Annotated in this window: 11 protein-coding genes; 5 read left to right on the top strand and 6 right to left on the bottom strand. The window is 61.3% G+C overall.

Going from position 1 to position 12,633, the window contains the following annotated elements; translation table 11 throughout:
• A complete protein-coding gene (locus tag ABFB52_RS20170) occupies positions 1-1,794 on the bottom strand; it encodes an ABC transporter transmembrane domain-containing protein (protein ID WP_165369540.1) in 1,794 nt (597 codons plus the stop codon).
• A 259-nt stretch (positions 1,795-2,053) separates the two neighbouring features.
• Here ABFB52_RS20170 and ABFB52_RS20175 point away from each other — a divergent pair, with 259 nt between their 5' ends.
• Positions 2,054-2,233 carry a PA1571 family protein gene (locus tag ABFB52_RS20175; RefSeq protein WP_102688099.1) on the top strand — a complete coding sequence of 60 codons (180 nt, stop codon included), beginning with the start codon at positions 2,054-2,056 and terminating at the stop codon, positions 2,231-2,233.
• Between the two features lie 57 nt (positions 2,234-2,290).
• Here the strand turns inward: ABFB52_RS20175 and pdxB are convergent, their stop codons facing one another.
• Positions 2,291-3,433, bottom strand: coding sequence for a 4-phosphoerythronate dehydrogenase PdxB (gene pdxB / locus ABFB52_RS20180; protein ID WP_129973223.1), 1,143 nt, complete (start codon positions 3,431-3,433; stop codon positions 2,291-2,293).
• Between the two features lie 180 nt (positions 3,434-3,613).
• Between pdxB and ABFB52_RS20185 the strand changes: the two genes are divergently transcribed.
• Complete coding sequence (locus tag ABFB52_RS20185; RefSeq protein ID WP_129973222.1) at positions 3,614-5,023, top strand: MATE family efflux transporter; 1,410 nt, start codon at positions 3,614-3,616, stop codon at positions 5,021-5,023.
• A gap of 50 nt (positions 5,024-5,073) precedes the next feature.
• Here the strand turns inward: ABFB52_RS20185 and tusA are convergent, their stop codons facing one another.
• A complete protein-coding gene (tusA, locus tag ABFB52_RS20190) occupies positions 5,074-5,325 on the bottom strand; it encodes a sulfurtransferase TusA (RefSeq protein ID WP_011335204.1) in 252 nt (83 codons plus the stop codon).
• A 65-nt stretch (positions 5,326-5,390) separates the two neighbouring features.
• Positions 5,391-6,464 carry a 23S rRNA (cytidine(2498)-2'-O)-methyltransferase RlmM gene (gene rlmM / locus ABFB52_RS20195; RefSeq protein ID WP_129973221.1) on the bottom strand — a complete coding sequence of 358 codons (1,074 nt, stop codon included), beginning with the start codon at positions 6,462-6,464 and terminating at the stop codon, positions 5,391-5,393.
• Between the two features lie 222 nt (positions 6,465-6,686).
• Here rlmM and acnA point away from each other — a divergent pair, with 222 nt between their 5' ends.
• Positions 6,687-9,428: an aconitate hydratase AcnA gene (acnA, locus tag ABFB52_RS20200; protein ID WP_129973220.1), complete on the top strand. Its 2,742-nt coding sequence runs from the start codon at positions 6,687-6,689 to the stop codon at positions 9,426-9,428.
• A 289-nt stretch (positions 9,429-9,717) separates the two neighbouring features.
• Here the strand turns inward: acnA and ABFB52_RS20205 are convergent, their stop codons facing one another.
• Both ABFB52_RS20205 and ABFB52_RS20210 read right to left on the bottom strand, forming a co-directional pair.
• Positions 9,718-10,533, bottom strand: a complete 816-nt coding sequence (locus ABFB52_RS20205) for an aminoglycoside phosphotransferase family protein (protein ID WP_129973219.1) — start codon at positions 10,531-10,533, stop codon at positions 9,718-9,720.
• Positions 10,526-11,014 carry an SRPBCC family protein gene (locus ABFB52_RS20210; RefSeq protein ID WP_039772808.1) on the bottom strand — a complete coding sequence of 163 codons (489 nt, stop codon included), beginning with the start codon at positions 11,012-11,014 and terminating at the stop codon, positions 10,526-10,528. The genes ABFB52_RS20205 and ABFB52_RS20210 overlap by 8 nt, the downstream gene beginning before the upstream one ends.
• Before the next feature lie 196 nt (positions 11,015-11,210).
• Here ABFB52_RS20210 and ABFB52_RS20215 point away from each other — a divergent pair, with 196 nt between their 5' ends.
• Positions 11,211-12,128: an ADP-ribosylglycohydrolase family protein gene (locus ABFB52_RS20215; RefSeq protein ID WP_129973218.1), complete on the top strand. Its 918-nt coding sequence runs from the start codon at positions 11,211-11,213 to the stop codon at positions 12,126-12,128.
• A gap of 58 nt (positions 12,129-12,186) precedes the next feature.
• A complete protein-coding gene (locus ABFB52_RS20220; RefSeq protein ID WP_007953090.1) occupies positions 12,187-12,591 on the top strand; it encodes a lysozyme inhibitor LprI family protein in 405 nt (134 codons plus the stop codon).
• Positions 12,592-12,633 lie beyond the last annotated feature (42 nt).

A 12,633-nucleotide genomic window follows, 5' to 3' on the forward strand; every position in this document is an offset into this window, starting at 1 on the left:
TTAGTCGGTTACTTGGTCGGTCGAAGCCTGATGACCATCACTGAACTGCAACGCCGCCAACCGCGCATACAACGGATTACTCGCAATCAGCTCCTGATGCGTGCCGATCGCAACCAGTTTGCCCTGATCCATCACCGCGATCCGGTCGGCGTTTTTCACCGTGGCCAACCGGTGGGCAATGACCAGTGTGGTGCGGTTTTGCATCAGGCTCGGCAGCGCTTGCTGGATCAGGTGTTCGCTCTGGGCGTCGAGGGCGCTGGTGGCTTCGTCGAGCAACAGGATCGGTGCATCAACCAACAGCGCCCGGGCGATGGCCAGGCGCTGGCGTTGGCCGCCTGACAGGCCAAGACCGCCGTCGCCCAGGTGGGTCTGGTAGCCGTCGGGCATCTGTTCGATGAAGTCGTGGGCGTGGGCAATTTTCGCAGCTTCCCGCACCTGCTCCAGCGTGGCGGTCGGGCAGCCATAACGGATGTTTTCTTCGACACTGCCGAAGAACAGCGCCGGAGTTTGCGAGACCAGCGCGAAGCAACGACGTAGGTCCAGCGGATCAAGGCTCGTCAGCGGCACGCCATCAATAAGGATTTGCCCTTCCCGGGGATCGTAGAAACGCAGCAACAAGTCATACACCGTGGACTTGCCCGCGCCGGACGGCCCTACGAGCGCGAGGGTTTCGCCGGCGTTGATCGTCAGACTCAAGCCATCGACGGCGAGGCTTTCGGGACGCGAAGGGTAGGAAAAACGCACATCCTGCAATTCCAGCTCGCCTTTGACCCGCCCCGGCAACGTCACCAATCCCGTGGTCGGTGGCTGGATGATGTTCTCCGAACGCAGCAGTTCGGCGATGCGCTCGGCGGCGCCGGCTGCTCGCTGCAATTCACCGATGACCTCACTCAACGTGCCAAACGCACTGCCGACGATCAGGCTGTAGAACACGAACGCCGCCAGTTCACCCGCAGAAATCCGCCCCGCAATTACGTCCATGCCGCCGACCCACAACATCACCGCGACGGCGCCGAGCACCAGCACGATCACCAGGGTGATCAGCCAGGCCCGCTGGAAAATCCGTTTGCGCGCGGTTTCGAACGCCTGCTCGACAGTACTGGCGAAACGCTCTTCATCCTGCACCTGATGGTTGTAGGCCTGTACGGTCTTGATCTGGCCAAGAGTCTCCGAAACATAGCTGCCAATGTCGGCGATCCGGTCCTGACTCAGCCGAGAGAGGTTACGCACGCGGCGGCCGAAAATCAGGATCGGCGCAATCACCAGCGGCAGTGCGATCACCACGATGCTGGTGAGCTTGGGGTTGGTGATGAACAGCAGCACCACACCGCCGATGACCATCAGCAAATTGCGCAGGAACAGCGACAGCGACGAGCCGATCACCGATTGCAGCAGCGTGGTGTCAGCGGTCAGCCGCGACTGGATTTCCGAGCTGCGGTTGTCCTCGTAAAACCCGGGATGCAGGTACACCAGATGGTTGAATACCTGTCGACGGATGTCCGCCACCACGCGCTCACCGATCCACGACACCAGATAAAACCGCGCAAACGTGCCGACCGCCAGGCCGAATACCAAAAGCATGAACAGGCCTATGGATTGATTGAGCAGGTGCGGCGACTGGGTCATGAAGCCTTGATCGACCAGCAACTTGATGCCCTGCCCCATCGACAGGGTAATGCCGGCCGTGACGATCAGCGCGAGCAGTGCGCCGAAGGCCGGCCAGCGATAAGGAGCAAGGAAATGACTGGTCAGGCGCAAGGCCCGGCGGTGGCGCGAGGAAAGCATCGGGATCATTCAGATTCACGTCGTGTGCTGATGGATAGGGCCAGCCTACAGACTCAAATGGGGTGGAACTCTGTAAATCACAATGAGTCAGGTTAAATATGACCGGTCCGACTACTCCCTAGATGCTATTGGTCTAAGGTCCGGGTTGAGACAGACGGTCATTTCTGTTTGAGTGGAGATGCCGTTCCGGACCGACCGCAGGGAGTTGTCACAGCCTGGTCACCTGACGGTTTTAATCTAGGCACACAACCTGATGAGGAGACAGGCCATGTCCTTGCAAAACAGCAGCGATGACAAAATTGAAGTGATCCGCACCAAGCCCGGCCAACCTCTGGGTTGCTCGATCATCGATAAGGATGGGCGCGAAGTGCCAATCACTGAAGACATGATCCAGGACGCCTGCCGCGAACTGGAGAAGCGATTGGTCAAGCCTGCCGAACAAGAGTGATATCGCCACCGTCTTCCTGACCCGGCCCCTGCAGGCCGGGTTTTTTCTGCCCGCTGTTTATACGGCCACAGCGCCCAACGCGGTCACGATCTGGCGCAAGGCCGGCGAATCACCGTCGATCCGCACTTTCAAACCTTCGATCTCGCGTCGCGACGGATACTGTTTGCGCAGCAAATCAAACGCGGCACGTTGCTCACCGACGCTGCCCAGCAGCGTGCGACGGAAATCCGCATCGTCCCGGCGCGGGTCGTACACGCCACGGCACAACATCGCCAGCGCCCAGGCCGGATCGCTGTCGGCATGCAGGGAAACTTCCGACAACCATGGTGCCGGCAGCAGATCACCGAGCTGAATGCTGGCGGGCTCACCGATAAATTCGCAGTACGCCTGATAGATCTGCGCGGTGCCGCGCTGTTTGCCGTCGAGGCTGTAACCGGCAATGTGCGGCGTTGCCAGCACGCAGAGTTCGGCCAGCGCGACATCGACTTGCGGCTCGGCTTCCCAGACATCGAGCACCGCTTGCAAGTCTTCACGCTCCAGCAGCACTTCGCGCAGCGCGGAGTTATCCACCACCGGACCGCGAGCCGCGTTGATCAGCCAGGCGCCGGGCTTGAGCTGCTGCAAACGCTGCTCGTCGAACAAATGCCAGGTCGCCCCGTCGCCGCTGCGGGTCAGCGGGGTGTGCAGGCTGATCACGTCGCACTGCGCGATGATCTGCTCCAGGCTGACATAGTCGCCGCCCTCGGCCGCCTGACGCGGCGGGTCACAGACTTTCACGTTCCAGCCCAGGCCTTTGAGCACCTTGATCAGGCGACCGCCGACCTCACCGGCGCCGATCACACCGTAAGTGCGCTCACGCAAATCGACACCTTCGATTTCAGCCAGGGTCATCAGACTGCCGAGTACGTAATCAACCACGCCCCGGGCATTGCAGCCGGGCGCGCTGGACCAGGTGATCCCGGCCTCATTGAAGTAATCGAGATCCAGATGATCGGTGCCGATGGTGCAGGTGCCGACAAAACGCACCTTGCTGCCTTCAAGCAGTGCGCGGTTGACGTTGGTCACCGAGCGCACCAGCAATACATCGGCCTGTTCGACCGTGGCCCGGTCGATGGAACGGCCCGGTACCCGGCGAATCTCACCGAAACCGGCAAAAAAGGCATCGAGCAGCGGGATATTTTCGTCGGCAACAATCAGCATGGCGGGGCTCCTTGGGCGGATCGGCAGTGTAGGCGCTGGGACTGCGATGAGCCAGCAGGCTGTTCTTTCTTGATCGGTCGAAGGCGATTACAAATCCGCAACAGAGGATTTTTCCTGACCACAACGTCAGCGGCGTAGAATGCCCGGCCTTGCGCATCAACCCCTGTGGACGCTTTGCCTGTGAATTCCGTGACTGACCGCCCCGCTGCCGTTTCCCTCAACCGCCCTGCCCGGGTTCGCCTGGAGCTGAAGAATCTGCTCGGCCTGGCCCTGCCGATCATGATCGCGCAACTGGCGACCACCGCCATGGGCTTCGTCGATGCGGTGATGGCCGGGCGCGTCGGGCCGAAGGATCTCGCGGCCGTGGCGCTGGGCAACTCGATCTGGGTGCCGGTGTTCCTGCTGATGACCGGCACCCTGTTGGCCACCACGCCGAAAGTCGCTCAGCGCTTCGGCGCCGGCACTCACAGCGAAATCGGCCCGATCGTGCGTCAGGCCCTGTGGCTGGCTCTGGTAGTCGGACTGATGGCGACCACCATGCTGTTCAGCGCGGAACCGATCCTGCACCTGATGAAAGTCGATCCGGAGCTGATCGGCCCGTGCATGCAGTACCTGCACGGCATCGCCAGCGGTCTGCCAGCCGTTGCCTTCTACCATGTGCTGCGCTGCACCAGTGATGGCCTCGGCCGCACGCGGCCGGCGATGGTGCTGGGCCTGTGTGGGCTGGCGCTGAACATTCCGCTCAACTACGTGTTCATTTATGGTCACTTCGGCGTTCCGGCCATGGGCGGCGTCGGTTGCGGCTGGGCCACGGCCATCGTGATGTGGGTGATGGCGCTGGGTCTGGCCGGTTACGAGCGCTGGGCGCCGGCCTACAAGTCGAGCGAACTGTTCAGCCGTTTCGACTGGCCGCAATGGGCAGTGATCAAGCGTTTGCTGGCCATCGGTCTGCCGATCGGCGTCGCGGTGTTTGCCGAGTCGAGCATTTTCGCAGTGATCGCGCTGCTGATCGGCAGCCTCGGCGCCACGGTGGTGGCCGGGCACCAGATCGCGCTGAACGTCAGCTCGCTGGTGTTCATGATTCCGTATTCGCTGGGCATGGCGGTGACCGTGCGGGTCGGCCAGGCCCTCGGCCGTGAAGAACCCCGTGAAGCGCGATTCGCAGCGGGCGTCGGCATGGGCACTGCACTGGCTTACGCCTGCCTGTCGGCGAGCATGATGCTGCTGTTGCGCGAGCACATTGCGGCGATCTATACCTCTGACCCGATGGTGATTCACATCGCGGCGATGCTGATCGTGTATTCGGCGCTGTTCCAGTTTTCCGACGCGATTCAGGTCACCGCCGCCGGCGCCCTGCGCGGTTATCAGGACACTCGCGTGACGATGATTCTGACCCTGTTCGCCTATTGGGGCATCGGCCTGCCGGTAGGTTACGCCCTCGGCCTGACCGACTGGCTCGGCGAGCCACGCGGCCCGAGCGGCTTGTGGGAAGGCCTGATCGTCGGCCTGAGCTGCGCGGCGCTGATGCTGTCGATCCGCCTGACGCGCAGTGCACGCAAACGCATTCGCATCAGCCGTTCGATGGGCTGACCGGCCATAAAAAAAGACCTGCACATGCAGGTCTTTTTTTTGCCTTCCGATCAACCGGACTTCTTGCGAATCCAGTACAGATAGGTCCCGGCTTCTTCGTGCTGCCCCACCAGTTCATGGTCGAGAAACACGCAGAACTTGGGGATGTCGCGACGGGTCGACGGGTCGGTGGCGATCACCTTGAGCAGGCCGCCGGGCACCAGGTCACGGATGTGCTGGTGCAGCATCATCACCGGCTCCGGGCAGTTGAGGCCCGTAGCGTCGAGGGTGCCGTCGACCGGCGTATTGATCATTTCACTCATGATTCACTCCTGAAACTGGCCGGCATTGTCGCCCAATGCCGGGTGTTCGGTCACCTGTCGCGCGCTCAGCGGGCTTTGGTTTTCTTCACGTCATGGCGGCGCAAATGGCAGGTCACTTCCTCGCGGTCGTGGTAAAGCTGCTTGCAGCCGATGTCGACCTTGATCCCGCGGGCCTTGAAACCGTCGGCGATGCGTTCGAGCAGGCGCTTCACTTCGGCGTAACGCTGCTTCATCGGCAACTTGAGGTTGACCACCGCTTCCCGGCAATGCCCCTCGCCGATCCACTCTTCGAGCATCGCGGCATTGCGCGCCGGCTTCTCGACGATGTCGCAGACCATCCAGTCCACCGGTTGCTTGGGCTTGAAGGTGAAGCCGTCAGCCATCAAGTGCTTCACCAGACCGGTGTCCATCAGGCTTTCGGCCATCGGGCCGTTGTCGATGGCGGTCACCAGCATGCCGCGATTGACCAGTTGCCAGGTCCAGCCGCCCGGCGCCGCGCCGAGGTCGACGCCGGTCATATCGCTGTGCAGGCGATCGTCCCACTGATCGCGGGGGATGAAGTGGTGCCAGGCCTCTTCCAGCTTCAGGGTCGAACGGCTCGGCGCCTCGCGCGGGAACTTCAGACGAGGAATGCCCATCGGCCACATCGCCGAGTTACCGGCATCGGCCAGACCGAGGAACACCTCACGACCGCTTTTGAAGGTCAGCAGCAGACGCGGCTTGCTGGCGTCCTCCACCAGTTTGCCGGCGCCGGTCAGCGCCTTGCGCAGCGGGCCTTCGAACTTCTTGCAAAAGTTCGACAGTTCCTTGCCGTCGTTGGTATCGACGACTTCCAGCCACAGGCTGCCACACACCGGGAATTCAGCCATGTGCGCGAGGATCACGCTGATGCGGTCGGTTTCCGGCAGATCGATGAAAAACCCGCGCGCCCACTGGCGCGGGAAGATCAGCTCGGCGAAACGCTGACCGCGCATCAGGCGCTCGGCACCGTCTTCTTCGGTGCAGACGAACTCGGCGCAAGCGGTGGCCGGTTTGGCCTTGGCATAGCCGGCCACGTTGAGTTGGGCGGCGAGGTCGGAAATCTCCGAACAGACTTCGCCTTCGAAGCCTGGCCGGCAATGCATGAATAGGGTGTTCATTCTTACTCCTGGGCAGAGGGCGATCATTCATCCCCTGCGCGATGCCCAGACCCTGCATTGAAGCAAAGCCTGTCACGAAAACCGGCGCATGATAGCCCATGTCGGAACCTTGGTTCTGTCCATAGAGTCCAGTTATTAGCCAGCTACTGAAAACAGGGCTACGTTGATAGCTCTGCCCGTCCCCTCAATCCGTAGCCGTGCGGATTCAAAGGAGTGATCGTAATGCCGTCCCTCGATAGTCTGAATTCTCTGAAAACCCTCAAAGTCGATGACAAGACTTACCACTATTTCAGCCTGCCGGATGCTGCCAAAAGCCTGGGCGATCTCGACAGGTTGCCGATGTCGCTGAAAGTCCTGCTGGAAAACCTGCTGCGCTGGGAGGATGAAAAAACCGTCACCGGCGCCGACCTCAAGGCCATTGCCGCGTGGCTCAAGGAGCGCCGCTCCGATCGCGAAATCCAGTACCGCCCTGCCCGCGTGCTGATGCAGGACTTTACCGGCGTTCCCGCCGTGGTCGATCTGGCCGCGATGCGCGCCGCTATGGCCAAGGCCGGCGGTGATCCGCAACGAATCAACCCGCTGTCGCCGGTGGATCTGGTGATCGACCACTCGGTGATGGTCGACAAATTCGCCAGTGCCAGCGCCTTCGAACAGAACGTCGACATCGAAATGCAGCGCAACGGCGAACGCTACGCCTTCCTGCGCTGGGGCCAGAGTGCGTTCGACAATTTCAGCGTGGTGCCGCCGGGCACCGGGATCTGCCACCAGGTCAACCTCGAATACCTCGGACGAACGGTGTGGACCAAGGACGAAGACGGCCGCACCTATGCCTTCCCCGACACGCTGGTCGGCACCGACTCCCACACCACCATGATCAACGGCCTCGGCGTACTCGGTTGGGGCGTCGGCGGGATCGAGGCGGAAGCGGCGATGCTCGGGCAACCGGTGTCGATGCTGATTCCCGAAGTGATCGGCTTCAAACTCACCGGCAAGCTCAAGGAAGGCATCACCGCCACCGACCTGGTGCTGACCGTGACCCAGATGCTGCGCAAGAAAGGCGTGGTCGGCAAATTCGTCGAGTTCTATGGGGACGGCCTCGCCGACCTGCCGCTGGCCGACCGCGCGACCATCGCCAACATGGCCCCGGAATATGGCGCGACCTGCGGCTTCTTCCCGGTGGATGACGTGACCTTGGACTACCTGCGCCTGTCCGGCCGTCCGCCGGAAGTGGTGAAGCTGGTCGAAGCCTACACCAAAGCTCAGGGACTGTGGCGCCTGCCCGGTCAGGAACCAGTGTTCACCGACAGTCTGGCGCTGGACATGGGCAGCGTCGAAGCCAGCCTCGCCGGGCCTAAACGTCCGCAAGACCGTGTCTCGCTGCCGAATGTCGGCCAGGCGTTCAGTGACTTCCTCGACTTGCAATTCAAACCTACCAGCAAGGAAGAAGGACGCCTGGAAAGCGAAGGCGGCGGTGGCGTGGCGGTGGGCAATGCCGATCTGGTCGGCGAAACGGACTACGAGTACGACGGCCACACCTATCGCCTGAAAAACGGCGCCGTGGTGATTGCCGCGATCACCTCCTGCACCAACACCTCCAACCCCAGCGTGATGATGGCCGCCGGCCTGCTGGCGAAAAAAGCCGTGGAAAAGGGCCTGACCCGCAAGCCGTGGGTGAAGAGCTCACTGGCACCGGGTTCGAAAGTCGTCACCGATTACTACAAGGCCGCCGGATTGACTCAGTACCTCGATCAGCTCGGTTTTTCGCTGGTCGGTTACGGCTGCACCACTTGCATCGGCAACTCCGGGCCGCTGCCGGAACCGATCGAAAAAGCCATTCAGAAAGCCGACCTGACCGTGGCTTCGGTGCTGTCCGGCAACCGCAACTTCGAAGGTCGGGTGCATCCGCTGGTGAAAACCAACTGGCTGGCCTCGCCGCCGCTGGTGGTCGCTTACGCCTTGGCGGGCAGTGTGCGCACCGACATCAGCAGCGAACCGCTGGGCAATGACCCGCAGGGCAATCCGGTTTACCTGCGTGACATCTGGCCGAGCAGCAAGGAAATCGCCGACGCGGTGAATCAGGTCAACACCGCAATGTTCCACAAGGAATACGCCGAAGTGTTCGCCGGTGACGAGCAGTGGCAAGCCATCGAAGTGCCGCAAGCCGCGACCTACGTCTGGCAGGCGGATTCGACTTACATCCAGCACCCGCCGTTCTTCGACGACATTGCCGGGCCATTGCCGGTGATTGCCGATGTGAAAGGTGCGCGAGTGCTGGCGCTGTTGGGCGATTCGGTGACCACCGACCACATCTCCCCCGCCGGCAACATCAAGGCCGACAGCCCGGCCGGGCGTTACCTGCGCGAACAAGGCGTCGAGCCACGGGACTTCAACTCCTACGGTTCGCGCCGGGGCAATCACGAAGTGATGATGCGCGGCACCTTCGCCAACATCCGTATCCGCAACGAAATGCTCGGCGGCGAAGAAGGTGGCAACACGATCTACATTCCGACCGGCGAGAAACTGGCGATCTACGACGCAGCCATGCGCTATCAGGCCTCAGGCACGCCGCTGGTGGTGATTGCCGGGCAAGAATACGGCACCGGTTCCAGCCGCGACTGGGCGGCCAAGGGCACCAATCTGCTGGGGGTGAAAGCGGTGATCGCCGAAAGCTTCGAGCGCATCCACCGTTCCAATCTGGTGGGCATGGGCGTGCTGCCATTGCAGTTCAAGCTGGATCAGAACCGCAAAAGCCTGAACCTTACCGGCAAGGAAACCCTGGATATTCAGGGGCTGAGCGGTGTCGAGTTGACGCCACGGATGAACCTGACCCTGGTTATCACCCGTGAAGACGGGCGTCAGGAGAAAATCGAAGTGCTGTGTCGCATCGACACCCTGAACGAGGTGGAGTACTTCAAGTCCGGCGGGATCCTGCATTACGTGTTGCGCCAGTTGATCGCCTCGTAAAACCTGCAGATGCAGAAACACCGCCAATTGGCGGTGTTTCTGTTTGGGCACGGCACTTTCCTGTGGACGAAAAAAAACCCGCCGAAGCGGGTTTTTCCCAAGACCATTATCGACTCCCTGTCGGCAGCGATCCTTGCTAATGGTCGATCATCCGTGATCCTGAAACACTCCCTGTGCTTCAGTTGATGAGGCTAGATTACGCTGTGGATCCAATCGGCAATAGTCGAAATAGCTACCATCGCGTGTAAGACATTCGCTATAGCGGGCCTTCCGAAAACCCTTAGACGTGTCAGGCATCGAGCGCAGAAGCCGCCAGCTGCGCGACTTTCAGCTGCCCTTTTGCCGCAGTTTGCTCGTCATCCTCCAGAAACCATGCGGCAGACAGTCCGGCGAACGCCAGTACCCATTGCAGCAGGCGTTTTCGCTCGATTCCCGCTGCTTCGCAGATCACGTCGACTTGTCTCCGAAAGCGCTCGGGGTCGGTGGCGGTGGGCAATTCCGGGTTGCAGATCAGGTTGGCATAGTCATAACCGCGCTCGCCCTGCACCCGCTTGGGGTCGATGGCCAGCCAGCCCCGTGGGCCGAAATCGAGGACGTTGTCGTGGTGCATGTCGCCGTGCAACACCACCACATCCTGCGATTCGGCAAGCAAGGCCTGGGCGGTTTGCAGGCAATCGGCATATGGGCCGCCGTATCGGGCTGCGGCCACTCGTAATGAAGCGAACCAAGGCGTCAGTTCCACTAACGGCGGTGGCGGCGTCAGACGCGGTGCGTGCAGCCGGGCCAAGGATCGGCACATGACCCGCGTGGCCTCGTCGTCCTCGCCGTTGAGCGCCATGTGCATCAACGAACGCTGGCCCATCGCCCGCTCCAGCAACAGGCCTTCGTCGTGATGGGCGAGCACCCGGGCGGCGCCGTCGCCGTCCCACCAGGTCATCAGCAGGTTGCCGTACTTTTCTTCGTCGTCCACCGCGACTTTCAGCATTGCTGGCACATCGCCCTGACGCACCGGCAACAGACGGCTGCCCGGGGTGATGATCGGCTCGCCGTCCGGCGCCAGCGCCCAGCGTTCCAGCCACGGCGTGAACAGGTCGAGATCAGCCACCTTCACGCTCGCGGGCCCGGTCACTCTCCGCGAGGAAGTGCTCAAGTCGACTCAACTGTTCCTCCCAGCCCCGACTGTCCATGTAGTACGCCTCTTTCTGGCGCACGTCGGGAATGTGCGCAAAACCTGACTCGGAGACTTTCAGCAATGTGCCGTTCTCGTAGTCCTGCAGTTCGAATCTGACCAGGGTGGTCGGTTCCTGGGAATAGTCGATTTTCGGGTTCACCGCATACGGATGCCAGCGGAAGGAGAACAGCTGCTGCGGCTCGACCCGCTCCACCAGCACGTTCCAGAGCACATGTTCATAACCGGGGTATGTGACCTGCCCCTGCGTCCATTCGCCAGCGATAAACCGCCGGCCCTCCAGCGCAACGCCGAACCACTGGCCGAACGCTTCGGCATCGACCAGGGCGCGCCAGACATGGGAGCGCGGCGACCTGAGCATGATTTTACGTTCAAAGCTGTTGGGTACTGGTTTCATACGTCACCTCCTGTTTTGAACAGTAGGCTTGTATGACCACATGTCCAATCCGAAGTTGTATCAATCCGGTGCAACGGTCAGGTCTGATTGAAATATCCGGCAGTATTTTGCGGCGCCGGTTCGTCAGAATGCGCACGGATCAGCGCTGCGAAACTGATAACGTTCGCAGCGAACTGAACGACACAAGGACGTCATCATGCAGCCTTCTCTCCCCGAACGTTACCGTGGCGCCCTCCTCGGCCTGGCCTGCGGCGATGCCGTGGGAACCACCGTCGAATTCCAGCCGCGCGGCAGCTTCCAGCCCCTGACCGACATGGTCGGTGGCGGGCCGTTTCGCCTGAAGCCCGGCCAATGGACCGACGACACCTCGATGGCGTTGTGCCTGGCGGAAAGTCTGCTGAACAAAAACGGCTTCGATGCCGCTGACCAGATGGGCCGCTATCTGAACTGGTGGCAATGGGGCTATCTGAGTTCGACCGGCGAATGTTTCGATATCGGCATGACCGTGAGTCAGGCGCTGGATCGCTATCAACACACCGGAGAGCCGTTTGCCGGTTCCACCGATCCCTACAGCGCCGGCAATGGCTCGTTGATGCGACTGGTGCCCGTGGTGCTGTTTTATTTCCCCGATGCCCGGAAATCCGGGCGATTCGCCGCCGACAGTTCACGCACCACCCACGCGGCGCCCGAGGCCATCGAATGTTGCCAGCTGTTTGCCGAACTGCTTGGCAAGGCCCTGGAAGGCGCATCGAAAGCGCAACTGCGCACCCTGCCGCAAACAGCCTTCAGTCAGCCCAAGGTGGCGGCGATTGCCCGGGGCGAGTACCTGCACAAAACCGAGCGCGACATTCGCGGCAGTGGTTACTGCGTCGGATCCCTGGAAGCGGCGTTATGGTGCTTCCAGCACACCGACAGCTTTGCCGCGGCCGTCCTGCAAGCGGCGAATCTGGGCGATGACGCGGACACCACGGCCGCCATCGTCGGCCAGTTGGCCGGCGCCTATTACGGCGTGCAGGGAATACCGTCAGGGTGGCTGGAAAAACTGCATGACGGAGAGGAAATTGCCGCGACAGCGGAGCGGTTACTCAACGCATCGAGGCAGCATAAATCCTGATGGCGCCACGAAGTCGCTAAACTGCCCGGCACGTTCATTCACCAAAGCGAGATGACTCATGTCCCCACGTCTGCTTCTGGCCCTGACACCCTTTCTTTTCACTTCTGTTGCTCACGCTGCCGTGGACTGCGCCAATGCCAGCGATCAGGCGACGATGAATCAGTGCGCTGCGCAGGAAAACAAGGCGGCGGACAAGGAGTTGAACACGGTTTATCAGCAGATCACTGCTCGGTTGAAGGACAACCCTGATGGCAAAAAACTGCTGGTGAGCGCGCAACGGGCGTGGATCGGCTTTCGCGATGCCGAGTGCAAGTTTTCGGCATCCGGCGTGGCAGGCGGGAGTGTTTATCCGTTGATCTACAACAATTGCATCGCCTCGGTGACAAAAACGCGAACCGAGGCGCTCAAACAGTATTTGAAATGCGAAGAAGGTGACATGAGCTGCCCAGTGCCCGGGGCCTGATTTTCGGGGCGGTTTAGAGAGCCCCTTCGCGAGCAAGCCCGC

It is taken from the genome of Pseudomonas sp. 9.2(2024), from assembly GCF_039695385.1.
GTDB classification, from domain to species: domain Bacteria; phylum Pseudomonadota; class Gammaproteobacteria; order Pseudomonadales; family Pseudomonadaceae; genus Aquipseudomonas; species Aquipseudomonas paraglycinae.